Annotated in this window: 24 protein-coding genes and 3 tRNA genes; 14 read left to right on the forward strand and 13 right to left on the reverse strand. The window is 41.4% G+C overall.

Annotated elements, in window-relative coordinates:
* Positions 1–84: 84 nt before the first annotated feature.
* The 4 genes from FTU70_RS02495 to carA all read right to left on the reverse strand — a co-directional run bounded on the left by FTU70_RS02495 (position 85) and on the right by carA (position 5,355).
* Positions 85–360 carry a hypothetical protein gene (locus FTU70_RS02495; RefSeq protein ID WP_225532530.1) on the reverse strand — a complete coding sequence of 92 codons (276 nt, stop codon included), beginning with the start codon at positions 358–360 and terminating at the stop codon, positions 85–87.
* Between the two features lie 50 nt (positions 361–410).
* Positions 411–887: a transcription elongation factor GreA gene (greA, locus tag FTU70_RS02500; RefSeq protein ID WP_004972169.1), complete on the reverse strand. Its 477-nt coding sequence runs from the start codon at positions 885–887 to the stop codon at positions 411–413.
* Between the two features lie 82 nt (positions 888–969).
* On the reverse strand, positions 970–4,200 hold the full coding sequence (carB, locus tag FTU70_RS02505; RefSeq protein ID WP_004972166.1) for a carbamoyl-phosphate synthase large subunit: 3,231 nt from the start codon (positions 4,198–4,200) through the stop codon (positions 970–972).
* A 15-nt stretch (positions 4,201–4,215) separates the two neighbouring features.
* Positions 4,216–5,355: a glutamine-hydrolyzing carbamoyl-phosphate synthase small subunit gene (carA, locus tag FTU70_RS02510; RefSeq protein ID WP_154320968.1), complete on the reverse strand. Its 1,140-nt coding sequence runs from the start codon at positions 5,353–5,355 to the stop codon at positions 4,216–4,218.
* A gap of 323 nt (positions 5,356–5,678) precedes the next feature.
* On the opposite strand from carA, the gene FTU70_RS02515 reads away from it, so the two are divergent.
* Positions 5,679–6,161: a hypothetical protein gene (locus FTU70_RS02515; RefSeq protein WP_167845852.1), complete on the forward strand. Its 483-nt coding sequence runs from the start codon at positions 5,679–5,681 to the stop codon at positions 6,159–6,161.
* 124 nt (positions 6,162–6,285) lie between these two features.
* Here the strand turns inward: FTU70_RS02515 and FTU70_RS02520 are convergent, their stop codons facing one another.
* Together FTU70_RS02520 and yhbY are read right to left on the reverse strand one after the other, a co-directional pair.
* Positions 6,286–6,825, reverse strand: coding sequence for a DOMON-like domain-containing protein (locus FTU70_RS02520; protein ID WP_180059959.1), 540 nt, complete (start codon positions 6,823–6,825; stop codon positions 6,286–6,288).
* Between the two features lie 6 nt (positions 6,826–6,831).
* Positions 6,832–7,155: a ribosome assembly RNA-binding protein YhbY gene (yhbY, locus tag FTU70_RS02525; RefSeq protein ID WP_004972158.1), complete on the reverse strand. Its 324-nt coding sequence runs from the start codon at positions 7,153–7,155 to the stop codon at positions 6,832–6,834.
* Positions 7,156–7,452: 297 nt separating this feature from the next.
* Here yhbY and rlmE point away from each other — a divergent pair, with 297 nt between their 5' ends.
* From rlmE to FTU70_RS02545, 4 genes are all read left to right on the forward strand, one after another.
* Entirely contained in the window at positions 7,453–8,103 is a 651-nt protein-coding gene (gene rlmE, locus FTU70_RS02530; RefSeq protein ID WP_004972157.1) for a 23S rRNA (uridine(2552)-2'-O)-methyltransferase RlmE, read from the forward strand.
* A 136-nt stretch (positions 8,104–8,239) separates the two neighbouring features.
* Positions 8,240–10,129, forward strand: a complete 1,890-nt coding sequence (ftsH, locus tag FTU70_RS02535; RefSeq protein WP_004972155.1) for an ATP-dependent zinc metalloprotease FtsH — start codon at positions 8,240–8,242, stop codon at positions 10,127–10,129.
* Between the two features lie 174 nt (positions 10,130–10,303).
* Positions 10,304–11,158, forward strand: coding sequence for a dihydropteroate synthase (gene folP, locus FTU70_RS02540; RefSeq protein ID WP_218946801.1), 855 nt, complete (start codon positions 10,304–10,306; stop codon positions 11,156–11,158).
* A gap of 91 nt (positions 11,159–11,249) precedes the next feature.
* Positions 11,250–11,564, forward strand: a complete 315-nt coding sequence (locus FTU70_RS02545) for a DUF5713 family protein (protein WP_131260668.1) — start codon at positions 11,250–11,252, stop codon at positions 11,562–11,564.
* A 25-nt stretch (positions 11,565–11,589) separates the two neighbouring features.
* Here the strand turns inward: FTU70_RS02545 and FTU70_RS02550 are convergent, their stop codons facing one another.
* A complete protein-coding gene (locus FTU70_RS02550; RefSeq protein ID WP_167845853.1) occupies positions 11,590–12,015 on the reverse strand; it encodes a hypothetical protein in 426 nt (141 codons plus the stop codon).
* Between the two features lie 119 nt (positions 12,016–12,134).
* A tRNA-Leu gene (locus FTU70_RS02555) sits at positions 12,135–12,220 on the reverse strand.
* Positions 12,221–12,429: 209 nt separating this feature from the next.
* Here FTU70_RS02555 and FTU70_RS02560 point away from each other — a divergent pair.
* Positions 12,430–14,202, forward strand: a complete 1,773-nt coding sequence (locus FTU70_RS02560) for an alkaline phosphatase (protein ID WP_180059961.1) — start codon at positions 12,430–12,432, stop codon at positions 14,200–14,202.
* Between the two features lie 70 nt (positions 14,203–14,272).
* On the opposite strand, the gene FTU70_RS02565 is transcribed toward FTU70_RS02560, so the two are convergent.
* From FTU70_RS02565 to FTU70_RS02575, 3 genes are all read right to left on the reverse strand, one after another.
* Positions 14,273–15,004 carry a hypothetical protein gene (locus FTU70_RS02565; RefSeq protein WP_096900995.1) on the reverse strand — a complete coding sequence of 244 codons (732 nt, stop codon included), beginning with the start codon at positions 15,002–15,004 and terminating at the stop codon, positions 14,273–14,275.
* A 109-nt stretch (positions 15,005–15,113) separates the two neighbouring features.
* Positions 15,114–15,199, reverse strand: a tRNA-Leu gene (locus tag FTU70_RS02570).
* Between the two features lie 15 nt (positions 15,200–15,214).
* Positions 15,215–15,288, reverse strand: a tRNA-Cys gene (locus FTU70_RS02575).
* A gap of 152 nt (positions 15,289–15,440) precedes the next feature.
* Here FTU70_RS02575 and folD point away from each other — a divergent pair.
* The 3 genes from folD (at position 15,441) to FTU70_RS02590 (ending at position 17,228) form a co-directional block, all read left to right on the forward strand.
* The gene (gene folD, locus FTU70_RS02580; protein WP_004972142.1) at positions 15,441–16,289 is read left to right on the forward strand and encodes a bifunctional methylenetetrahydrofolate dehydrogenase/methenyltetrahydrofolate cyclohydrolase FolD; all 849 of its coding nucleotides are present in this window, start codon (positions 15,441–15,443) and stop codon (positions 16,287–16,289) included.
* A gap of 91 nt (positions 16,290–16,380) precedes the next feature.
* Positions 16,381–16,563: a hypothetical protein gene (locus tag FTU70_RS02585; RefSeq protein ID WP_096900994.1), complete on the forward strand. Its 183-nt coding sequence runs from the start codon at positions 16,381–16,383 to the stop codon at positions 16,561–16,563.
* Positions 16,560–17,228, forward strand: coding sequence for a methyltransferase (locus FTU70_RS02590; protein WP_004972140.1), 669 nt, complete (start codon positions 16,560–16,562; stop codon positions 17,226–17,228). The genes FTU70_RS02585 and FTU70_RS02590 overlap by 4 nt, the downstream gene beginning before the upstream one ends.
* Before the next feature lie 39 nt (positions 17,229–17,267).
* Here the strand turns inward: FTU70_RS02590 and FTU70_RS02595 are convergent, their stop codons facing one another.
* Both FTU70_RS02595 and FTU70_RS02600 read right to left on the reverse strand, forming a co-directional pair.
* The gene (locus FTU70_RS02595) at positions 17,268–17,702 is read right to left on the reverse strand and encodes a hypothetical protein (RefSeq protein WP_131260784.1); all 435 of its coding nucleotides are present in this window, start codon (positions 17,700–17,702) and stop codon (positions 17,268–17,270) included.
* Between the two features lie 293 nt (positions 17,703–17,995).
* Positions 17,996–19,825 carry a phosphoenolpyruvate carboxykinase (GTP) gene (locus tag FTU70_RS02600; protein ID WP_004972137.1) on the reverse strand — a complete coding sequence of 610 codons (1,830 nt, stop codon included), beginning with the start codon at positions 19,823–19,825 and terminating at the stop codon, positions 17,996–17,998.
* Positions 19,826–20,242: 417 nt separating this feature from the next.
* On the opposite strand from FTU70_RS02600, the gene FTU70_RS02605 reads away from it, so the two are divergent.
* The 5 genes from FTU70_RS02605 (at position 20,243) to FTU70_RS02625 (ending at position 25,516) form a co-directional block, all read left to right on the forward strand.
* A complete protein-coding gene (locus tag FTU70_RS02605; RefSeq protein ID WP_180059963.1) occupies positions 20,243–21,181 on the forward strand; it encodes a diacylglycerol kinase family protein in 939 nt (312 codons plus the stop codon).
* Positions 21,162–21,935, forward strand: coding sequence for a metallophosphoesterase (locus FTU70_RS02610; RefSeq protein ID WP_180043629.1), 774 nt, complete (start codon positions 21,162–21,164; stop codon positions 21,933–21,935). The genes FTU70_RS02605 and FTU70_RS02610 overlap by 20 nt, the downstream gene beginning before the upstream one ends.
* Positions 21,936–22,120: 185 nt before the next feature.
* Positions 22,121–22,411 (forward strand): co-chaperone GroES, encoded by a 291-nt coding sequence (groES, locus tag FTU70_RS02615; RefSeq protein ID WP_004972131.1) that lies wholly within the window; start codon positions 22,121–22,123, stop codon positions 22,409–22,411.
* Between the two features lie 59 nt (positions 22,412–22,470).
* Entirely contained in the window at positions 22,471–24,105 is a 1,635-nt protein-coding gene (gene groL / locus FTU70_RS02620) for a chaperonin GroEL (protein WP_180059965.1), read from the forward strand.
* A 259-nt stretch (positions 24,106–24,364) separates the two neighbouring features.
* Complete coding sequence (locus FTU70_RS02625; RefSeq protein WP_180059967.1) at positions 24,365–25,516, forward strand: LuxR C-terminal-related transcriptional regulator; 1,152 nt, start codon at positions 24,365–24,367, stop codon at positions 25,514–25,516.
* The last annotated feature ends 7 nt before the right edge of the window (positions 25,517–25,523 follow it).

Raw genomic sequence — 25,523 nt, forward strand, 5'->3', positions numbered from 1 at the left:
TCCCTAGCCCTTTCCTAGAAGGAGAGGGAATGTTCAAAATATTAGTTGACCACTACACTTTAGTGATTTGAAAGCTTAAAGTATCTATCTTAAAAAATTCCACAAATACATAAAAACATTTTTAACACTGTTTGGAAATAAGAATCCCCAAATAGCAAAAAAGAGTGATGATGCCAATACGATACTGACAGGACTGGTTTGTGTATTGATAAAGAGTCCCCAGACTGGAATTAAAATCAGTCCTAACACAGCCCCAGAAAGCGCATAAACAAATGCATGAATGATGCGATTTTCCATCTTATTTTCCTCTATTTTTATCGCAGTATAATCTATAAGCTCGGCTGTATGATTTATAGGCAATAAAAAACCCCTCAAAGAGGGGCATCGCGTGTAGTCATCTTTATTAAAACTTAAAGATATTCTACATTCACAATTTCATATTCCACTTCGCCTTGCGGAGTGACAATTTTGGCTTCATCGCCTTCATTTTTGCCCAACAAACCGCGTGCAATAGGCGAATTCACTGAAATTTTATTGATTTTAAAATCAGCTTCATCATCACCTACAATTTTGTAGGTTTTTTGCTCTTCGGTGTCTAGGTTTTCAATGGTCACAGTCACACCAAAAACCACACGTCCGTTTTGTTCCAATTCTTTAACATCAATTACTTGGCAAGCGCCTAATTTACCTTCGATGTCTTGGATACGACCTTCGCAGAAACCTTGCTGTTCACGTGCGGCATGGTATTCAGCATTTTCTTTTAAATCGCCATGTTCACGCGCTTCTGCAATCGCTGCAGTAATACGTGGACGTTCAACCGATTTAAGTTGTTGTAATTCTTGCTCTAAAGCGTGTTTACCTTCAGGCGTCATAGGATAACGTTGCATGTTGTCCCTCTTTAAAAATATTGAAGTCTATAAATGAAAAAAGCCCGCCACCCGAAAGGTGACGGGACTTTATTGAAATGTATTAACCTACAGTAAGATCTTGCAGGCGATATACATCCATTGGTAATTTAATCGCTAAGGCTTGGCATACAGCATCTGCGCCATTCAAGGTCGTGGTGTAATACACTTTACCTTGCAATGCAGAACGACGGATTGAGAATGAATCCTGCTGAGCTTGTTTGCCTTCAGAAGTATTGATGATGAGGTGAATCTCACCATTTTTCAAGCGGTCTACAATGTGTGGGCGACCTTCAGTCACTTTATTCACACGTTCACACTCAATACCTGCATCGGTGATGACTTTATGCGTACCACCCGTTGCAACAAGTTTGAAGCCAAAATCAGCCAATTGTTTTGCAATACGCGCCACATGCGGTTTATCTGACTCACGTACAGATAAGAATGCATGTTTTACTTCGCCTTCAGTTGGGATTCCTGGTAAGCGATCATTCGAGCCTAACACAGCTTTATAGAATGCTTCACCAAAAGTTTTGCCCACACCCATCACTTCACCTGTAGATTTCATCTCAGGCCCAAGCACAGGGTCTACACCAGGGAACTTGTTGAATGGGAACACAGCTTCTTTCACAGAGAAGTGTTGCGGAATAATTTCTTTAGTAAAGCCTTGTGCTTCTAAAGATTGACCTGCCATACAACGTGCTGCAACTTTAGCCAATGATTCGCCAATACACTTAGAAACGAACGGAACAGTACGTGATGCACGTGGGTTCACTTCCAAGATATAAACGTCATTGCCTTTCACTGCAAACTGTACGTTCATTAGACCAATAACGCCCAACTCTTTTGCCATTGCAACAGTTTGACGACGCATTTCGTCCTGTACTTCATCTGACAATGAATAAGGTGGAATTGAACATGCTGAGTCGCCAGAGTGAATACCTGCTTGTTCGATGTGCTGCATAATACCGCCAATCACCACATCTTTACCGTCAGATACGCAGTCTACGTCAACTTCAATCGCATCATCCAAGAAACGGTCTAACAGTACAGGTGCATCGTTAGATGCTTGAACTGCATCACGCAAGTAGCGTTTCAATTCTTCTTCGTTATACACGATTTCCATTGCACGACCACCCAATACATAAGATGGACGAACAACGAGCGGGTAACCCACTTTCGCTGCTTCTGCGATACCTTCTTCAGCAGATTTTACAATGCTGTTGTTAGGCTGACGCAATTGCAGACGTTGAATCATTTGCTGGAAACGCTCACGGTCTTCTGCACGGTCAATTGCATCTGGTGATGTACCAATAATTGGCGCACCTGCCTCTTCTAAAGCGCGTGCCAATTTCAATGGAGTTTGACCACCGTACTGTACGATAATGCCTTTTGGCTTTTCAGTACGTACGATTTCAAGTACATCTTCCAAAGTAATTGGTTCAAAGTACAAACGGTCTGAAGTGTCGTAATCGGTAGATACTGTTTCAGGGTTACAGTTCACCATGATGGTCTCAAAACCATCTTCACGCATTGCAAGCGCAGCGTGTACACAGCAGTAATCGAATTCGATACCTTGACCAATACGGTTTGGACCACCGCCAATCACCATGATCTTGTCTTTCGCTGAAGGATTTGATTCACACTCTTCATCGTAAGTTGAATACATATATGCTGTGTCAGATTCAAACTCTGCAGCACAGGTATCCACACGTTTGTAAACTGGGGTTACGCCCAAGTTCCAACGGTGTTTACGGAATTGCTTTTGTGAAATTCCCATCAAGTTCGCAATACGCAAGTCAGATAAACCTTTACGTTTGAACGAACGGATGTTGTCAGCGTTTAGATCGCCAAAACCTAAAGTTTTGATTTCGTTTTCAGTGTTCACGATGTCTTGAATTTGAATCAAGAACCAACGGTCAATTTTGGTCGCTTCAAAAACTTCGTCCAAGCTAAAGCCGTGACGGAATGCGTCTGCCACGTACCAAATACGCTCAGGACCTGGAACTTTCAATTCAACTAAAATCTTGTCGCGTGCGCCTTCAGCACCCACTTCAATTTGTTCGTCAAAACCACAAGCGCCAGTTTCTAAACCACGAAGGGCTTTGTTTACAGATTCTTGGAAGTTACGACCAATCGCCATGACTTCACCTACAGATTTCATCTGCGTGGTTAAAGTCGCGTCTGCTTGCGGGAACTTTTCAAAGTTGAAACGTGGAACTTTAGTGACAACGTAGTCAATTGATGGTTCAAATGCCGCAGGAGTGGTACCGCCTGTGATGTCATTTTTCAGTTCATCAAGGGTATAACCCACAGCCAATTTCGCTGCAACTTTTGCAATTGGGAAACCAGTGGCTTTAGATGCAAGTGCAGATGAACGAGATACACGTGGGTTCATCTCAATCACAACCATACGACCAGTATTCGGGCAAATACCGAACTGAACGTTAGAACCACCTGTTTCTACACCAATTTCACGAAGTACCGCTAAAGATGCATTACGCATCAATTGGTATTCTTTGTCCGTCAAAGTTTGCGCAGGAGCAACGGTGATTGAGTCACCAGTGTGCACGCCCATTGGGTCAAAGTTTTCGATTGAACATACGATGATACAGTTGTCGTTTTTATCACGTACAACTTCCATCTCATATTCTTTCCAACCAATAAGTGATTCATCAATCAATAATTGTTTGGTTGGAGAAAGATCGAAACCGCGTTCACAGATTTCAAGGAATTCTTCTTTGTTATATGCGATACCGCCACCAGAACCACCCATGGTGAATGATGGACGAATAATCACAGGGAAGCCAAAGCGAGATTGAATCTCAAGTGCTTCTTCCATAGATTCAGCAATTGCTGCTTTTGGACACTCAAGACCAATTTTGCGCATTGCTTCATCAAACAATTTACGGTCTTCGGCTTTTTCAATCGCGTCTTTGGTTGCACCAATTAATTCAACATTGTATTTGGCTAAAATACCGTTGGCATCTAATGCAAGCGCACAGTTCAATGCAGTTTGACCACCCATGGTCGGAAGTACTGCATCTGGACGTTCTTTTTCAATGATTGCTGCAACAGTCTGCCAAGTGATTGGCTCGATATAAGTTGCATCTGCCATTGCAGGGTCAGTCATGATGGTCGCAGGGTTCGAGTTTACCAAAATAACGCGGTAACCTTCTTCACGCAGCGCTTTACATGCTTGAGCACCAGAATAGTCAAACTCACAAGCCTGACCAATAACAATAGGACCAGCACCAATAATTAAGATGCTTTTAATATCCGTACGTTTAGGCATTATTTCGCTCCTTAATTACTTCTTAGCGGCTTCAATAAGTTCGATGAAATGATCGAACAAGAGTGCGCAGTCATGTGGACCTGAACTTGCTTCTGGGTGACCTTGGAAGCTAAATGCAGGCTTGTCTGTACGATGAATACCTTGGTTTGTGCCATCGAACAATGAACGATGCGTTGAACATACATTGCTTGGTAAGGTGCTTTCATCTACCGCGAAGCCGTGGTTCTGAGAAGTAATCATCACTGTACCAGTTTCTAAGTTCTGTACAGGATGGTTTGCGCCGTGGTGACCGTGCGGCATTTTCATTGTTTTTGCACCTGATGCAAGTGCAAGAATTTGGTGACCTAAACAGATACCAAATACAGGAGTATTCGTGGTTTCTACAATTGTTTTTACAGCTTCAATTGCGTAGTCACATGCAGCAGGATCGCCAGGGCCATTTGACAAGAAAATGCCATCTGGGTTTAACGCAAGGACTTTTTCAGCAGGGGTTTGTGCAGGAACAACGGTTAATTTGCAACCGCGGTCTGCGAGCATACGCAGGATGTTGGTTTTGACACCGTAATCGTATGCAACCACATGATATTTAAGTTCAGGTTGAGTAAAGCCTTTGCCAAGTTCCCATGAACCTTCAGTCCATTCAAAACCTTCAGGGTCGCAGCATACTTTTGCAAGATCTAAGCCGTTTAAGCCGCCAAATGCACGTGCTTTTGCAATTGCTTCTTCTTCAGTGATATTTTCACCAGCAAGAATACAACCGTTTTGCGCACCTTTGGAACGTAAAATACGGGTCAATTTACGGGTATCAATATCGGCAATTGCAACAACATTGTGTTGTTGTAAGTATTCGCCTAAAGATTGAGTAGAACGGAAGTTACTGTGTAATAAAGGCAAATCACGGATAATTAAACCGTTTGCCCATACTTTATGAATTCGACCTGACTCAACATCTTCATCATTGCAACCAGTGTTCCCAATATGTGGGTAAGTTAAAGTCACAAGTTGTTGTGCATAACTCGGGTCGGTCAAAATTTCTTGATAGCCAGTCATGGCAGTGTTAAAAACGACTTCACCAGTCGTGCTTCCCGTTGCACCGATAGACGTACCTTTAAAGATTGTACCGTCGGCGAGGGCTAAAATGGCGGGGGTGCTCAAACCAAAGCTCCTGAACTAAAACCACAAAAATAGGGCTGTAAAAAAGCGAGTAGACGAAAAAAAAGGAAGGTCAATATTTAAACCTACCCTCCTATGTCTGCTCGCTTGAACTTAACATTGCATTATACGCATGAACTCGCCAAAAGTCCATTGTGAATCTAACGAATATGTAAGATAAAAGACTTGCTTTTTTTGCTAGGTTTATGTTTTAGCGTGTAGTCCAAATGTAAGCAATCTACGATTGTTAGACAATCCAAAACCCATTTGAGTCTAAATTGCCTTATGCTTAATTTATAGACAACAACGACCTTGGGTAAAAGCGAATGACTGAACAAGATAAATCAGCCACTGAACCACAAAACAGTGCAATCAAAGCAGTAAGTGAAGGCGCTGAAAGGCTTGAAAAAGTAACGCATGATGCCAAAGAGCAGGTGCTTGATGTAGTTGCGGAAACGCAAGAAAAACTTCAAGCCGAAGCAAAACAACTCAATGCCAGCGTGCAAGAGCAATTGGGTCAGTTAAAGCAAGATGTGTTGCAAAAAATTGAAGCTTTAAAAGCACAATTTGGTAGTTCACCTAAAGATTTAGGCGAATTAAAAGACTTTGTAAAAACTGAATTTAGCGCAATTATTGAAGATCTTTCTAAACTTGGTAAAGAGTTGAAAGAAGATGTCAGCAGCATTTCAGTAAAACACAAAGATCAATTGGCTGAAACTTTTAAGCGTTCTAAAGAGCACACACTAGAAGCGTGGAAAAAAGTAAATCCATCAAAAACTGAAACTAATGATGAAACTGATCAAGCATAATCCAGTTTAATCTGTTGCTGATTCAGCCATAAAAAAAAGTGAGGTCATGCGCCTCACTTTTTATTTAAATTTCTTGCTCAAACCAAAAACTAGTTGTTTCAATCTAAACTACTATTAATCACAGTTAGAACTGATGTAGCCAATCGCGCTTATTGTGAAAATCGGCGGCAGGGCTGCTGTGTTGCATGGCATAAAATTGCTCGCCTTGACTGGTTTTGAGCACAGCCGTCAGCCCAATAAACAAATCTGTCCATTTCAGTTTATGTTTCAGCATAAATTCGGTTAAATCCAAACTGACATTTAAACCGTAATGCGTACGTTTTAGCTGATTCAACTCAATATCATAAGCGGCCACAGGTGGCATTTGCTCAGGATAACGATATTCTTCAAAGGCATAGGCTTGCCAAGCTTGAGAAGAGGAGAGATTGATTTCACGATAAAAATCTTCGCCCTGAACGCCAATGAAAATTTCAAAGCAGGTCTGTTTCCACAAAAAGTCCTGACGTGGATGTGAAGCTACCAATGCAGGCCATTCGACCCACTGATTCGGATCACGCAGCCAATAACCTACATTTAAGCTAAACGGACTTTGTTGTTCAATTGCACCGACCAAAGAAATCGCTTGAAACTGACGATCAAAGGCGCTGAGTTCGTAACTTGCCATATAAGCTTAGTTAGACAAATGAGCGTGACGAACTAAATTTGACAACTTGGCATTTTGTTTTGCTGCTTTTTTATAAAGTAAAGCAATTTTACCAATTGTTTGTACCACTTCAGAACCTGTTGCTGCAGCAATTTCAGTAATTACAGCTGCACGTACTTCACGGTCTTCACCACCAATTTTAACTTTAATCAATTCGTGATCGTTTAAAGCACGGTTGGTTTCTTCAATTACATTTTCAGTCAAACCTTGACCGCCAACCATCACTACAGGGTTAAGTGCATGACCAATTTGACGTAAACGCTTGCGTTCCTGAATAGAGAGAGCCGCCATAAAGATAACCTAATTTTAAAAACGGCTTAGTATAACAAAAGCCAATTTGAAACGCTGTAAATTCTATGCAAATAATCCGCGATCTTGCAGCAGTACAAAAATATCAAAATTGAACATTTGCTTAGGTTTATCCATTAGTGATGAGAGAGGTTTTTTATGCCACAGTACAGAAATAAGCGATGGATTTAATAGAAAAAACTTGTTAGTTATTGGCATTTAGATACAGATGTCTACTGCAAGCTTGCTAATTTTCACGTACAATCGCAATTTAGATGGCTATTCGTTACTAAGAGAGTTATGGCAACACGCATTACCAACCAAAAGTTATCCAAAAGTAGTCGTGCGTGGATGAGAGAGCACCTAGATGATCCCTTTGTGAAAAGAGCGCAAAAAGAAGGGTATCGTGCACGTGCTGCATACAAACTACTTGAGATTCAAGAAAAATATAAACTGATCAAACCGGGCATGACGGTGGTGGACTTAGGTGCAGCACCGGGTAGTTGGTCGCAAATCGCAGGGAAACTTGTCGGCGACAAAGGTTTGGTGATCGCTTCCGATATTTTGGAAATGGATGCACTACCAGATGTGACCTTTTTACAAGGTGACTTCCGCGAAGAAGAAGTTTTCGAAAAATTGTTAAATATTTTAAACGGACGCACGGTAGACGTTGTAATTTCCGATATGGCCCCCAATACATCAGGTAATAAAGCTGTAGATCAACCGCGTCAAATTTACTTATGTGAGTTGGCTCTCGATTTTGCCAATCGCGTATTGGGACCTAATGGTCAGTTTGTGGTCAAAGTGTTCCAAGGTTCGGGATTTGACGAATTTCGTAAACAGGTCGTGGACAGTTTTGATGTGTTAAAGACAGCAAAACCCGCTGCTTCACGCGCGCGTTCCAAAGAAGTATTCCTTATTGGACAAGGACGTAAAAAAGCGTCTAAATAAAGTTTACTTGCCAAGCCGTTAAAAATTGTGCATTTTGTACGTTTTTAATGAATTGTCTAGCTGATCTTCAGCTTTTTGAATGAAAGGTCACCCAGTAACGGGCATGATCAAATTAGATTGATATGGGAATAAAGCTTTGAGCGATCTCTTCAAGAATGCCGTATTGTGGCTGATTATACTTGGTGTGCTGATTCTAATTTTCAGCAACATCAATAACAGTGAAAAGCCAACTGCAATGAACTATTCAGAGTTCGTTACAGCGGTGAATGCTGGTCAAATTAAGCAAGTCACAATTGATGGCGAAAGAATTAGTGGCGAAAAAGTCAACGGCTCGTCCTTTGAAAGCATTCGTCCAGCAGTTCAAGACCCTGAACTGATGCCGAATCTGATTAAAAACAACGTTGTTGTTGAAGGTACTGCACCTCAACGTCAAGGTTTGTTAATGCAACTATTGATCGCAAGTTTCCCTGTACTTTTAATCATTTTGTTATTCATGTTCTTTATGCGCAACATGGGTGGCGGTGCAGGTGGTAAAAACGGCCCGATGAGCTTTGGTAAATCTAAAGCCAAAATGTTGTCTGAAGACCAAATTAAAGTCACATTTGCCGATGTTGCAGGTTGTGACGAAGCAAAACAAGAAGTGGTTGAAATTGTAGATTTCTTAAAAGACCCTGCTAAATTCAAGCGTTTAGGTGCAACTATTCCTAAAGGTGTGTTGATGGTGGGTCCACCGGGTACAGGTAAAACCTTATTGGCCAAAGCCATTGCTGGCGAAGCCAAAGTGCCATTCTTTAGCATTTCTGGTTCTGACTTCGTTGAAATGTTCGTGGGTGTGGGTGCTTCTCGTGTCCGTGATATGTTCGAGCAAGCTAAACGTCATGCACCGTGTATCATCTTTATTGATGAGATTGATGCGGTAGGTCGTCACCGTGGTTCAGGTACAGGTGGTGGTCACGATGAACGTGAGCAAACACTTAACCAAATGCTTGTTGAAATGGATGGTTTTGAAGGCAATGAAGGCATTATTGTTATCGCTGCGACAAACCGTGCCGATGTACTGGATAAAGCTTTATTGCGTCCAGGTCGTTTTGACCGTCAAGTCATGGTTGGCTTGCCAGACATTAAAGGTCGTGAGCAAATTCTGAATGTTCACTTGAAAAAACTGCCTTCAGTTACAGGTGTAGATGTCAAAGTCTTGGCACGTGGTACACCAGGCTTCTCTGGTGCGCAATTGGCAAACCTTGTGAATGAAGCTGCATTGTTTGCTGCCCGTCGTAATAAAAATACGGTGGATATGCACGACTTTGAAGATGCTAAAGATAAGTTGTATATGGGCCCTGAACGTAAGTCGATGGTGCTGCGTGAAGAAGAACGTCGTGCAACGGCTTATCATGAAGCAGGTCATGCGATTGTTGCTGAAATGCTGCCGGGTACAGACCCTGTGCATAAAGTAACGATTATGCCACGTGGCTGGGCATTGGGTGTGACATGGCAATTGCCTGAACATGACCAAACTAGCCATTATAAAGACAAAATGCTGAACGACTTGTCTATCTTGTTTGGTGGTCGTATTGCAGAAGAAGTCTTTATTAATCAAATGTCAACAGGTGCATCGAATGACTTTGAGCGTGCAACCAAATTGGCGCGTGCGATGGTGACCAAATACGGTATGTCTGACAAGTTAGGCGTAATGGTCTATGAAGATGATACACAACAATCATTCATGGGTAGTTTAGGCAGCCGTACGATTTCTGAAGCAACCCAACAACAAGTGGATGCTGAAGTTCGTCGTATTATTGATGAGCAATATAAAGTTGCCCGCGATATTTTGGAAAATAACCAAGATATTGCCCACGCAATGGTAAAAGCATTGTTGGAATGGGAAACCATTGATCGTGACCAAATCCGCGACATTATGGAAGGTCGTGAGCCACAGCCACCGAAAGTGTATATTGCAGACAATCCTGTGATTGATGTAACACCAACTGATGGTCCAAGCACACCGCCACCATTACCAGCGAGCTAATCAGTTCACATAATGTTAAAAAGAGTCTTTGTATAAAGGCTCTTTTTTTATTCGTGTGGTTTATGCGCCGTTGCAACAGGAATATTGGTAATGTTGAAGCGCACTGAAAAGAATTCAACATCTTCAAAATTAGCCTTGTTAAAATAAGCTTTTCAAATTGAAAGGAAGACCAGCATGCAGCTGATGCCATTACCCAAGCGCGTATTGCAATGTGGACGTTTGCGTTTAGATTTATCTCAGCCGCATGTAATGGGAATTTTAAATGTGACTCCGGATTCCTTTAGCGATGGGGGGCTGCACAATCAGAAAGATCAGGCAGTAGTAAAAGCCCTGGAAATGATTGCTGATGGTGCCACCGTAATTGATGTGGGTGGAGAGTCAACACGTCCGGGAGCTAGTCCTGTGAGTGTAGAAGAAGAAATTCGTCGTGTGGTTCCTGTGGTAGAAGCCTTATCTGCTTATGATGTGGTACTTTCGATTGATACGTCACAGCCTGAAGTGATTCGTGCTGCCGTAGCTGCGGGGGCGCATATCTGGAATGATGTACGTGCGCTGACCCGTCCAAATGCGTTGCAAACAGCTGCTGAGTTAAATATCCCCGTGATTATTATGCACATGCGTGGTGAACCGACCACCATGAACAATTTAGATCAATATGATGATGTCACTGCAGATGTGATTGCAGAATTGCAGCAACGTGTCGCTGATGCTTTGGCGGTAGGGGTCAAGCCTGAAAATATCATGATTGATCCAGGTTTTGGTTTTGCGAAAAATGTACAACAGAATCTGAAATTGTTAAATGAGTTGCATCAACTGAATGGTATGGGGTATCCAATTTTATCGGCATTGTCTCGTAAACGCTTTATTGGTGAAGCTTTGGGTGGGGCAGAGCCAACACAGCGTGCAGTTGGTTCTGTAGCGGCACATTTACTCAGTATTCAGCAAGGTGCTTGTATGGTGCGTGCGCATGATGTTAAGGCTATGTCTGATGCCATTAAAGTCTGGCAAGCAATGCTGTTAGCAAATTAATCGCTGTTTATAGATTTGGGGCGAAGCTAGAATTAAAGCCCTGCTTATGCTATATAGGCACGCTTGAATCTCTGTATTTTTGAGTGCCTGTATGTTTGCAGATTTACTTCTCCCGATGTTTGATGATGAATTTTATCCTGATATTTTAGTTGCTGAGTTAAAACAACTGATTCAACAGTTTGCAAAACACGTGTCTAAATCCAATTTATCTGAAACGGATATTTATCATTTTGCTGATCAGACCGTGCAAGCCATCAATAAAATGAAACCACAATTTGAAGATCTGGATTCAGATTTGGACGATACCGCAGCAGATTATATTGCTGAGGCGATGATGATGGTGCTGCAAGATCAAGGCTATTTCGAGATTGAAATGGAAGAGTTGATTGCAACGAGAGAGTGGTGATAGGTCACTCTCTTTCAGCTTTAATTTATGGGTGATTCAATAAATCATCTAAAACATCATCCAAATGGCAACTTTGCTGTGTATGTAGTTCTGCAATTTCCCGAACATTCAACGTATATAGCCCATTATGTTCATTCGGCTGTGCAATTAAATTGACCCAAAACTTTGTATTTTGTTGCAGCAAAGTTTTGAGTTGCTTTTCTTCTTCAGGATTTTGGAAATTTAATAAATATAAATTGTTGCCTAAGCTGCAACGACGTAATTGTAATTCTTGATTTTTATATTGCAATGTTCCTGCAAAAACATCATAAAATTCTGCATCAGTTTCAATTGGGTTTACGGATTCGGTTGCTGACTCAAGGCTGGGATTTTGTGCATGGCTTGCAAAACTGAGCAAGCAGCATAAACAGATCACCCATTTGAAAGAGAAGATAAAGCGTTGTAGAGACATTTCAAATCATCGGCACATAAGTGTTATCGTTTTCAATATTATATTTTTTAGGCATAAAAAAACCAGCTTAATGCTGGAGTTCTTTATTTGCACCATTTGAATGATTTGATTCATTAAAATGGTGCCCGAGGCCAGACTCGAACTGGCACGCTTTGAGGGCGGGGGATTTTAAATCCCCTGTGTCTACCGATTTCACCACTCGGGCATGTGCGCAATAATAGAGGACGAAATAAATCTTGGCAAGTAAATTTATTTACAATTGCTTTCTTTTCAATCAATTCAACTTATTAGCTTGAAAAAAGTTCGGTTTGCAGTATATTTCTGCTGTTTGTCATCAATATTTCATGAATTTGAGATCAAAGCGAAATCATAAATTTCTATGTTGAGCGCTCAAGAAAAATAAAAGGAATATTCATGAACATTCGCTTAACTCGCCGAGAGCTGATTCAAAAAAGTTTGGCTGGTTTTGGGGCGTTGTCATTGCCAGTCGCATTAACTGCATGTGGTGATGACAATGAAAATACAGCAGAAAATGCATTAAAGGTGCAGTTTTTGCATGGTGTCGCCAGTGGTGATCCGCTGCATGATCGTATCATTTTATGGACACGTGTAACGCCAAGTGACATGGCAGCATGCATTGAAGTGGTTTGGGAAATTGCCAGCGATGAGGCGTTTAAGCAATTGGTAAATACTGGCAAAGTACAAACCAGCGCAGCGCAAGATTTTACTGTTAAAGTGGACACAGATCGTTTACAGGCAGGGACTAAATATTATTACCGTTTCCGCTTTGGTAATACGGTTTCTGCTATAGGACAGACCAAAACCTTGCCACAACGCAGCGATCAAGTGAAATTTGCGGTCTGTTCTTGCTCGAACTATCCCGCAGGTTATTTTCATGTGTATAAAGAAATGGCACAGGAAAACAATCTGGATGTGATTATTCACTTGGGTGATTATATTTATGAATATGGACAAGGTGGCTACGCGACTGACGATGCAAAACAGTTAGGACGTACCTTTGCTGCAGACAATGATAAAGAAATTATCAAGTTAGATGATTATCGTAAACGTTATGCTTTATATCGTACCGATGCTGATTTGCAGACTGCTCACCAACGCCATCCATTTATTGTCATTTGGGATGACCATGAACTCAGTAATGATACTTGGGAAGCGGGTGCAGATAATCATCAAGAAGGTGAAGGCAGCTTTATAGAACGTAAAATTGCGGCATTACAGGCTTATTTCGAGTGGATGCCAATTCGTCCAGTTGCAGAAAATGATCATTTGAATATTTATCGCCAGTTTGATTTTGGTGGTTTGGTGAATTTGATGATGCTGGATACGCGTATTTTGGCGCGTCATAAGCAATTAGATTATGCTAACTATATGACGGCAGAAGGTATTGATGCTGCTAAATTTCAGGCAGATTTATTTAGTGATCAACGCACATTGATGGGTGGAGTTCAACGAGAATGGTTGCAAAAGCAGTTGGGGCAGTCTAAGGCTACTTGGAATGTTTTGGCTCAACAAGTGTTGATGGCGAAAATACTGATTCCACAAGAACTGTTATTGCCTTTAGCGAAAATCACCAATGGTGATCAGCAACCTGAAACACTTGCACAAATGAAGCAGAAAATTACAGAATTGGTCACGCTGAAATTGCGTTTAAAAGCGAATGATCCAACTTTGACAGCAGTAGATAAGGCACGTTTGTATGCGGTTGCACCTTATAACCTCGATGCTTGGGATGGTTATGCCTACGAGCGAGAAGTTGTGTATGGGACATTGCAGCAACTTGGGAAAAAAGCAGTGGTGTTGGCAGGTGATACTCACAATGCTTGGGCTGCAACCTTGCATACACATGAAACAAATCATAAGGTTGGGTTGGAATTCGCGACCAGCTCGGTATCATCGCCCGGAATTGAGTATTACTTAAATGTGCCTGCAGACGAAATGGCAGCGTTGGAATATGCCTTTCAAGAACTGATTGATGAACTGGATTATTGCAACTTAAATCAACGTGGTTATTTAACGGTGACTTTTGATCGTGCGCAAGTGGTTGCAGATTGGAAGTTTATAGATACGGTTAAGGCACGTGAATACAAACTCGATGATACGCGTGGTCATCAACAGAAGTATGGTGTAGACTTAAAACCAATCATTGATGTCGCTAAAACTGCTTAAAATTGGTGTGATATTTACAGAAAACCGAGTCTAAGTTGCTCGGTTTTTTTTGATGATTAAGCGGAGGTTTTTAATCGAGTTTATCTTGAATATAACTGTCTAAATCTATGTATTTAATGCTTTTACATAAATTGTGTTCAACCTGCATCAGTTGTTGATGTAACTGAATTGCATGTTGATATTGCTGATTCAATTGGGCAAAACGAGGGCTATTTTTATTGGAAAAATACATCCGATATTGAATTTTAGCAGCTTGACGATATGACCAATACGCAGCACGGCGAAATTGCGTTAAGCAATATTTTTGTTCAAGGCTTATGTGGTCACGGAACATATTCTCTTTATAGAAACGTACAAAACCAAAACTGATGCAGAAAAAGAATAAAATCCCTTGCAGAATTGCACTCTGAAAATAGGCGAAATTTACCGCTTGTAGCAGAATCAATACTGCTATTTTTATGGTGGCATGTTGCTGTAGTTGATACCACGATGCCGAACTGTGTTTAATTTGATACAACACATAAGGTAGAAGCAGCATAAAACCTAACATGATGGCTAAAATCGCCAATGCCTTGGCTTGAAAGGCATCGTACTGCGGTGCAAAGTTTTGAATCCCGTGCGCCAGACTGATTGAAATAGGAATAAAAATCAGGCAGGCCAAGACCCATGGAATCATTTCTTTCCAATCATCCAGCATGCCTTTGCTTTGAATAAAACCATAAAACAAAATATTTCTTTTAAATGCAGCAGGGTATTGTTGTTGCAATTGCTGCAAATCAAGAAGCGCTTGTTTAGGGTTCATAGAGGCATCATTGAATATTGAATAAAGAGGGGAAAACCTAAAATTTAGGCATAAAAAAACCAGCTTAATGCTGGGTTCTTTATTTGCACCATTTTAATCTATTTTAAAATGGTGCCCGAGGCCAGACTCGAACTGGCACGCTTTGAGGGCGGGGGATTTTAAATCCCCTGTGTCTACCGATTTCACCACTCGGGCATAGTTTTACAAGATTGGAGGCGGAGGTCGGAATCGAACCGGCGTCCACGGAGTTGCAGTCCGCTGCATGACCACTCTGCCACCCCGCCGCGTCTTGTGATGCGTATATTAGCAAGCTCTGAAAAAAAAACAATACTATTAAATGAGCAGATGCACATTAATTCGACATATAGAATAAAATAGTCTAAATAATCATGTATTATTTGCAAAATTGATTCATATCAACATTTGGAGATGTGCCGTGGCATTAATTTTAGACGGTCGTGCATTGGCAAAACAAATTGAAGCTGATCTGTTAACACGTGTAGAAGCGTTAAAAGCAAAATCAGGTCGTACCCCAATTCTAGCGACTATTTTGGTCGGTGATGACGGTGCATCTGCAACTTATGTACGCATGAAGGGCAATGCTTGCCGTCGTGTGGGCATGGATTCTTTAAAAGTAGAATTGCCAACAGAAACCACCACAGAACAATTATTGGCAGAAATTGAAAAATTGAATGCCAATCCTGATGTGCATGGTATTTTGTTGCAACACCCAGTTCCTGCGCAAATTGATGAGCGTGCTTGTTTTGATGCGATTTCACTTGCAAAAGACGTAGATGGTGTGACCTGTTTAGGTTATGGTCGTATGGCAATGGGCGAAGCTGCATATGGTTCTGCAACACCTGCAGGCATTATGACCATTCTTAAAGAAAAAAACATTGAAATTGCAGGCAAACATGCCGTTGTTGTGGGGCGTTCGGCAATTTTAGGTAAACCAATGGCTGCGATGCTTCTTGAAGCCAATGCAACAGTAACCATTTGCCATTCACGTACCCAAGATCTTGCAAGTTTTGTGAAACAAGCGGACATTATTGTTGGTGCGGTTGGTAAAGCTGAATTGATTCAAAAAGACTGGATCAAACCAGGCGCTGTGGTTGTTGATGCAGGCTTCCATCCACGTGATGGCGGTGGTGTTGGAGATATCCAATTGCAAGGCATTGAAGAGATTGCTTCTGCATATACGCCTGTACCAGGTGGCGTTGGCCCAATGACGATTACAACTTTGATTCGTCAAACGGTTGAAGCGGCTGAGAAAGCGTTAGGTTGATGAAGACCTCTCCCTAACCCTCTCTTGCGCTTCAATTTAAAAGCAGTGCTTTAAATTTTGCTCAGGAGAGGGGAAATTCATTGTGAGAATAATGGATGCTCCTTCTCTTGCGCCGTATACGGCTCAGGGAGAAGGCTGGGATGAGGGCTTAAAAATTCTCTCCCTAACTCTCCTAAAAAAGAGTGGGGAATTCATTGTAAAAATAATGAATGCTCCCTCTCCTTTAAAAAAGCAGAGGGAACTTTTTAAATTAGAACGAATAAAAATCCAATGAGCTGTACCTTTCAATTTCCTAAAGCCCCTGAACATCTTTTAGATGCTTTACATGATGTAATTCCAAATTGTGAATTACTGGCACAGCAATTGCCTGAAACGCCTATTTCACTTTGGCTTATTCCACCAGTATTTCCTACCGACAAGCTAGATGATGAAGTGATTCGTCGTATTTGGAATGATACGCCGTACTGGATTTTCTGTTGGGCTTCAGGACTTGCAATGGCGCAATGGTTATTGGCAGAACCGCAGCAAGTAAAAAATAAAGTCGTTTTAGACTTTGGTGCAGGTTCGGGCGTGGTGGCGATTGCTGCAAAAATGGCAGGTGCCAAACGGGTAATTTGTTGTGATATTGACCCCATTAGCCTTGCAGCCTGTCGAGCCAATGCTGAATTGAATGATGTGGTGCTTGAATATTTAGATGATCTATACAAAGCAGAACAAGTGGATGTATTGTTGGCTGCCGATGTACTTTATGATCAATGCAATCGCTTTTTTTTAGATGAGTTCTTAAAGTTCGCCCCAGAAGTTTGGGTGGCAGACAGCCGAGTGAAAAACTTTAGTCATCCACAATATATAAAAATAGATGAACGCAGCGCGACCACATGGCCAGATTTGGATGAAGCCAAAGAGTTCCGTAATGTGAGTTTTTATAAGACGCGATAACTCATCACGTCTTATAGGAAGCTAGTTTTGTGGCGCGAATTAATTGCAGCTATAACGCACAATGCGCAGTGTGCTTGGGCGAGCATCTAAGGCCTGACGTGTAGCATAGTTTTCACTGCTATGTAGCTCAGGTGTGTTCGATAAGCCAATAGAGGTGCGGCTTTGCCCAAGTTGGCGACCATACGGGTCTTGTTGGTTGGCTGCAGGATTCACCACTTCATTAATACTTAAAATCCGCAATTGATAAGTTTTATGCGCACCAAGTTCTTTTTGGCAGGCACGCTGTAATTTACTTTCATCGCGCTGTTGGTTTTGACGTCCTGCAAGAGTGTAGGCTAATACTGCGTTGCGATCAGTTTTGCTTTCGACTTTATAGCCAATAAAACTATTCTCGTTTTGCTCAGGCAAACTTTGACAAGCGGATAAACCTAACCCAAGTCCCGTCATAGCCAAAATAATCATTGTATTCTTCATGGTTTTATTCATGATCATGTCTCATGTTTTGATGTCATTTCATTCTTGTTTTAAGTATGCCATAGCTGAGTGGACAAAGCATGGCTTTGTTGGTGATGTGGTAGGCTGTCTATATTGGGGGTGATAAGTGTGTTTTGATGATGTCATGTTTTTACCTTGAATCTTCGTATTATTTAGTATTTACACATCAGCGGGGGATGTTGAAGCTGGAATGTTGATGTTTTTAGCAACTAAAATATTAGGGCAATAAAAAAGGTCACCGAAGTGACCTTTTCTTAGCAATCAGCGTTGAATTACGCAGATTTAACCGCTTCAAGTAAAGCAGCTTGACGTGCTTTCAATGCAGCAGGTAGGCGCTCACCAAGTTTGTTGAATAATTCAGTGTGGCTTTCTAACTCTTTGATCCATTGTTCTTTGTCTTGCGCTGTTACAGTTTCAAATTGCTCTTTAGAGAAATCTAAACCAGTCCAGTTCAATTGCTCATACGTTGGAACAAAACCAATTGGAGTTTCAACAGCTTCTGCACGACCTTCGCAACGATCAATGATCCACTCAAGTACACGCATGTTTTGACCAAAACCAGGCCATACGAAGTTGCCTTCTGCATCACGACGGAACCAGTTTACGTTGTAGATACCTGGTAATTTGTTGCCTGCAGCTTTTGCTTTTTCGCCAACTTTCTCACCCATTTCTAACCAGTGAGAGAAGTAGTCTGCCATGTTGTAACCAGCAAATGGAAGCATTGCAAATGGGTCGCGGCGTACAATACCTTGTTGACCAACGGCTGCTGCAGTAGTTTCAGAACCCATAGTTGCAGCTTTATATACGCCATCTACCCAGTCAAATGCTTCTGAAATTAGAGGCACTGTGTCTGCACGACGACCACCGAAGATGAACGCTGAAATTGGAACACCTGCTGGATTTTCCCAGTCAGCATCAATAGAAGGACATTGACCCGCTGCAACAGTGAAGCGCGCATTTGGATGAGCTGCTTTTTCTGCGCCAGTATGTGGTTGACCTTTCCAGTTGGTTAAGTTTGCAGGAACTTCTTTAGATAGACCTTCCCACCATACTTCGCCGTTGTCAGTCACAGCAACGTTGGTATAAATCACGTCTTTGTGCAGAGTTGCCATACAGTTCGGGTTAGTCTTGGTGTTTGTACCAGGAGCAACACCGAAGAAACCAGCTTCAGGGTTAATTGCATATAAGCGACCATCTTCACCTGGTTTGATCCAAGCAATATCGTCACCTACAGTTTCAATTTTCCAGCCTTCATAACCTGCAGGTGGAATTAACATCGCAAAGTTGGTTTTACCACATGCAGAAGGGAATGCTGCTGCGATGTAGTGTTTTTCGCCTTGTGGGTTGGTCACGCCTAAAATTAGCATGTGTTCTGCTAACCAGCCTTGTTCACGACCCATTGCAGAAGCAATACGAAGCGCTAAGCATTTTTTACCCAATAATGCGTTACCGCCGTAACCAGAACCATACGACCAGATTTCACGAGTTTCTGGATAATGTACGATGTATTTTTCTTTGTTACATGGCCAAGCAACGTCTTTCTCGCCTTCAGCCAATGGTGCGCCCACAGTGTGTACGCAAGGAACAAATTCGCCATCTGTGCCCAATACGTCATAAACAGCTTTACCCATACGAGCCATTTTAGACATGCTGACAGCAACATAAGGAGAGTCAGTTAATTCAATACCGATGTGCGCAATGTGGCTACCTAATGGGCCCATAGAGAATGGAACCACATACATGGTACGACCAGCCATTGAGCCGTCGAATAAACCGTTTAATTTAGCGCGCATTTCAGCTGGCGCTTCCCAGTTGTTTGTCGCACCAGCATCTTCTTTGTTTTCAGAGCAGATGTAAGTACGGTCTTCAACACGAGCAACGTCAGAAGGATCAGAATTTGCAAGGTACGAACCAGGGTGTTTTTCTTGGTTTAATGCTTGCATGGTGCCGTTAGCGATCATCAAGTCGATTAGACGTTGATATTCTTCTGCGCTACCGTCACACCATTCAATTTTTGCTGGTTTCGTTAACTTTGCAATTTCTTCAACCCATGCAATAAGCTTAGGGTGACGAACGAATTCTGGTGCGTTCACTTGGGTCATGGTGAGGCCTATCTTAAATGTGTACAAGTCGTGTACAAAGTACAATCTGAACGATGGGGTACATGGTTCAGATGAAATATGAAAAAAAAGTGGCTGTATTAAAGCACAAAAACATAAAAAAAATAAGACATAGGCTTGATTTAGCTTTATGTGAAAAATACCCATATAAATAATGAATAACATATATGAAACATGGGCTTACAACTTTTTTGTGTTCCATTTATCATTATTTAAAAAAATTATGGGCATTATTTATTTTAATTATTTTTAATTAAAACATGTACTTATATCTTAAATTTTATAAAGAATGATTATTGATTTAATGAATGGTCGTCATTCGATTTTTACATAAAGCTGCTTTTCATTCTGCATCAATTGGTTGAAATTAGAGCAAAAGCTTTAAAATGATTGAAGAAAATGTCGACAACATTACAGCCTTTATCTCTTATTTATAATCAAAAATCAGGATTTCATGCCACACAGCAAGAAGGTGTCTATGAAGAACTGTTGCATGTTTTGTCACAGCATGGTTTTGAAATCCAATTGTTTGAAATGGGTGAAATCGCCAATTTTGATCAACTGATGCAACAGGTGTTAGCACGGCATCAAGCAGCGCAGTTAAGCGGTGTTGTGGTTGCAGCGGGTGGAGATGGTACTTTAAATGCGGTTGCTGCAAAGTTAAAAGGGACATCTATCCCCATGGGTATTTTGCCTTTGGGCACGTTTAATTATGTGGCGCGCTTACTGAATATTCCGCTAGATTTAATTGAAGCAGCGCATGTCATCGCAACTGGCAGTACGCGTGCTGTGCATGTGGCACAAATCAATCAACACATCTATTTAAATAATGCCAGTTTGGGTTTATACCCTTTATTTATTCAAAAACGTGAGCGTTATAACCGTTATTTAGGACGCTTTCCTTTACATGCCTATACCTCGGCTTTAGATGTACTGCTGAGTGACCGTAAAGAATTAAAATTAGAAATAGAGGTCGATACAAAGCGCTATCCGCTGAAAACGCCGCTCATTTTCTTTGGGAATAATCAATTACAACTGTCTGAAATGAATTTACGTATTGCCAAAGCTGCTGCAGCAGGCAAAGTCGCAGGTGTTGCAGTGGCAAAGTCCGATAAATTGACTTTATTTAAAATTCTGTGGCAATTAATTCAGGGGAAGGCTGAGCAAGCCAATGATATGTACAGTTTTGCAGCAGAGCAGGTGGTCATTCATAGTAAACGCCAACAACTGACCGTGGCGCTTGATGGAGAAATTGTCAAAATGCGCCCACCACTGCGTATTTCTGTATTGAAAAATGCATTGAAGATTAAGGTGCCGCATGCTGCTGCATCTGTCTGATTTGCACTTTGGCACTGAAAATGTGGCTTGTATGCAGGCAGTACAACAACTGTGTGCAAGTATGCGACCGGAAGCGGTTGTGGTCAGTGGTGATTTAACCCAACGTGCACGCTATGCACAGTTTTATGCTTGTAAGCATTTTTTAGACAGTTTAGATGTGCCGTATTTGGTAGTACCAGGTAATCACGATATTCCGCTGTATCATCTCTGGAAAAGGTTTTTGAGTCCATTCGCCCGTTATCAGTTGTTTTTTGGGCGCATGGAAAGTGTGTTGGAAACGCAACATTTTTATCTGATAGGCGTAAATAGTATTCGACGCCGTTTTCATACTCGTGGGCATATTTCTTTAAGTCAAATTCAGGAAGTTGAAGCTTTGCTACAAGTTGCGCCAAGTAATAAGTTTAAAATTTTGGTGGCGCATCAACCATTTTATACACCACCAGATGATCGCCACAGCATTAAAGATTGCCCAGTGTTGGGGCGAATTGCCTTAGAGCAGTGGAGTAAAAATGGTTTATATGCCTTGCTGCATGGGCATTTACATCAACCCGCAGTATATGACTTAAATCAAATTTATGCCTTAGGCGCAGCGCATCCTGTGCTGGATATTCATGCGGGTACTGCAATTTCATATCGTTTGCATCAAGGTATGCCGAATAGCTTAAATGTATTGTGTAACAATGGTGATGTGCAGCATTACATTTTTGATGCTGAAAAAAAGCAATTTGTGTTGTGGCAACAAAATGCAGAATAAATCACCGATCTAGCCAACTTGTCTAAAAAAACAACAAAAATTGAAAAATTTTTAGCTTTTCCCCTTGAAGCGTTTTTTTCCATCCCCACAACTGTGTCATCTAAAATTTATTTTGATGATGACCAAAGGAATAATTAAGTCGTCATCAGGAATCTATACATTGACTTAGTCTAATGGAGTTATTTATGAGCAACATTCGTCCATTACATGACCGCGTAGTTATTCGTCGTGTTGAAGAAGAAACAAAAACAGCTGGCGGTATCTTGCTTCCAGGTTCTGCTGCAGAAAAACCAGCCCAAGGTGAAGTGATTGCAGTAGGTAATGGTCAAATTACAGACAATGGCGTACGCGCTTTAGACGTAAAAGTGGGCGACAAAGTCTTGTTTGGTACTTATGCAGGCACCACAGTTAAAGTAGACGGTGAAGAACTTCTAATTATGAAAGAGTCTGATATTTTAGCGGTACTTGAAGGCTAAGTTCAGAACTCATATTCAAAGCAAATTTGAACATTATTTAAAAATATTTGGAGTTAAACATGTCAGCTAAAGACGTAAAATTTGGTGATTCAGCTCGCACAAAAATGATCGCAGGTGTAAACGTACTTGCAGACGCAGTTAAAGTAACTTTAGGCCCTAAAGGTCGTAACGTAGTGATTGACCGTTCTTTCGGTGCGCCGCACATCACTAAAGATGGTGTATCTGTTGCGAAAGAAATCACCTTGAAAGACAAGTTTGAGAACATGGGTGCTCAGCTTGTACGTGAAGTGTCTAGCAAAACCAATGATATCGCAGGTGACGGTACGACCACTGCAACAGTACTTGCACAAGCCATTTTAAATGAAGGCATCAAATCTGTAACTGCGGGCATGAACCCAATGGATTTGAAACGTGGTATCGACCTTGCTGTAAAGGCAGTCGTTGCAGACATTAGAGCAACGGCTAAACCTGCTTCTGACACGAAAGCGATTGAGCAAGTAGGTTCTATTTCTGCAAACTCGGACACGACTGTGGGCAAGTTAATTGCAGAAGCAATGGAACGCGTTGGTAAAGAAGGCGTAATCACTGTTGAAGAGGGTTCAGGCTTTGAAGACGCGCTTGACGTTGTAGAGGGTATGCAGTTTGACCGCGGTTATATCTCGCCATACTTCGCGAACAAACAAGATACTTTGACTGCAGAACTTGAAAACCCGTTCATTCTTCTTGTTGATAAAAAAATCAGCAACATTCGTGAATTGATTACTGTTTTGGAAGCTGTTGCGAAAACTGGTAAGCCTCTTCTTATCATCGCTGAAGATGTTGAAGGCGAAGCACTAGCAACTCTTGTTGTAAACAACATGCGCGGCATTATCAAAGTATGTGCTGTTAAAGCTCCTGGCTTCGGTGACCGTCGTAAAGCAATGCTTCAAGATATCGCTATCCTGACTGGCGGTACTGTGATTTCTGAAGAAATTGGTATGCAGTTAGATCAAACTTCACTTGAACACTTAGGTACTGCACATAAAGTAACTGTATCTAAAGAAAATACAGTGATTGTTGATGGTGCAGGTGATGCAAATCAGATTTCTGAGCGTGTTCAGCAAATCCGTGCGCAAATCGAAGAATCTACTTCTGAATATGACAAAGAAAAACTTCAAGAACGTGTTGCTAAATTAGCAGGCGGTGTAGCAGTCATCAAAATTGGTGCTGCAACTGAAGTTGAAATGAAAGAGAAGAAAGACCGTGTGGATGATGCGCTTCACGCAACTCGCGCTGCGGTTGAAGAAGGTGTTGTTGCAGGTGGTGGTGTTGCACTGGTGCGTGCTGCATCTGCACTTGATGGTCTGACTGGTGCTAACGATGACCAAAACGTAGGTATCAACATTCTTCGTCGTGCAATCGAAGCTCCGCTTCGTCAAATCGTAGCCAATGCTGGTGATGAGCCATCTGTAGTAATCAATGCTGTGAAGAACGGTGAAGGTAACTATGGTTATAACGCTGCGACTGGTGAATATGGCGACATGTTGGAAATGGGTATTCTTGACCCTGCAAAAGTAACTCGTTCTGCACTTGAGCATGCAGCGTCTGTTGCTGGCCTGATGTTAACAACAGAATGTATGATTACTGAAATTCCAGAAGACAAGCCAGCAATGCCAGATATGGGTGGCATGGGTGGTATGGGCGGCATGATGTAATTATCAGCGGACCCAAACTTCAAAAACCTCGTATCGTCAGATACGGGGTTTTTTTATGGCGTGGTTTTTATAATTCAGAGTTTGCACGCATGAAAAAGCAAAACTGCCTAGCCATTTTCCATTTATTTATTAAATGCGTGATATGTATTTAAACTGCTTTTTTTTGTGAATAAAACCCACTATGCTACTTGGAATAATAAGAAAAACAAATGATTAAATAAGTGTAATGCAGGCTGGAGTAGGCATAAAGGGGATAAAAATGGATAACCGAGAACACGAAATTATAGGCAGTATTTATGATGCCGCTGTAGATGTGAATTTATGGCCGCAAGTAATTGAAAAAATTGTTCAATATACAAACAGTAAAACCGCCATTTTTACTGCCTTAGATCAATTTAGCCCAAGTTACGATTTTTTATTTAGTCACAATATTCCAGATGAAGCTTTGCATGCCTATCGTGATGAGCGGATTCGCGTGATTGACATGCAGTTACACCGAGTATTGTGGGAAAATTTAGGTGTGGGGCAAGTAGCGAGCTCGGATTTATCGCATTATGGGGAAAACCCTGAAAGTGATGAATATATCTTTTATGAACGGTGTTTGAATCCGACGGGAATTAGTTATATCTCGGCTGTTTTGCTCGATCAGGGTTCACATCGTTGGGCAGTTTTAGGATTACATCGTGCGCCAGATGTAGCGCCGTATCAACAAAAAGAGTTGGATTTTTTAAAGCATTTGGGTGTGCATTTGCGCCGTGCCTTACAAATCCATCGTCAATTTAGTTTGGTTAAACAAGAAAATTTAAGTTTGTATAGTGTGCTCGATCATTTAAAAACAGGTGTAATTTTGCTTGATCATCAGCTGAGTTTGATTTATTCAAACCCTTTAGCTCAAAGCATGCTGGAACACGATTCATGTTTAGATTTGGACTTGTATAATCGTTTAAAAACCCATGCTTATGATCAAAGTCGTTTAGATCAATTATTACATTCAGCGTTGTTGGGACAGTCGGCATTAAACGCAGATGTAGGCGGTGTATTGTCTTTGTCAGATGCGAAAGGACAACAATTAATGCTGACTATCGTACCTTGTTCTAAATTAAAAAATATGCAGCATCAAAATGCAAGACAACATCAAATTGCGGTATTTCTGACCGATATGCATCAGCACTATGCCTTGTCACAAGCCTATTTGCAGCAAGCTTATCAATTGTCTAAACGCGAGTTTGAGCTGTGTGAGTTGTTGTTGAATGGTTATAAGTTAGAAGAAATTGCGGAACATTGCGGGATTACCCTCAGTTCCGTGCGCACTTATTTTAAAAATATTTATGAAAAAACCCAATGCAACTCGCAAATTGAACTCATGCATTTATTAATGAGCTGTACCATTCATTTTGAGCATATTGGTTAAAGCTGCC

The sequence above is a fragment of the Acinetobacter sp. YH12135 genome (assembly GCF_013418565.1).
GTDB lineage: Bacteria > Pseudomonadota > Gammaproteobacteria > Pseudomonadales > Moraxellaceae > Acinetobacter > Acinetobacter towneri.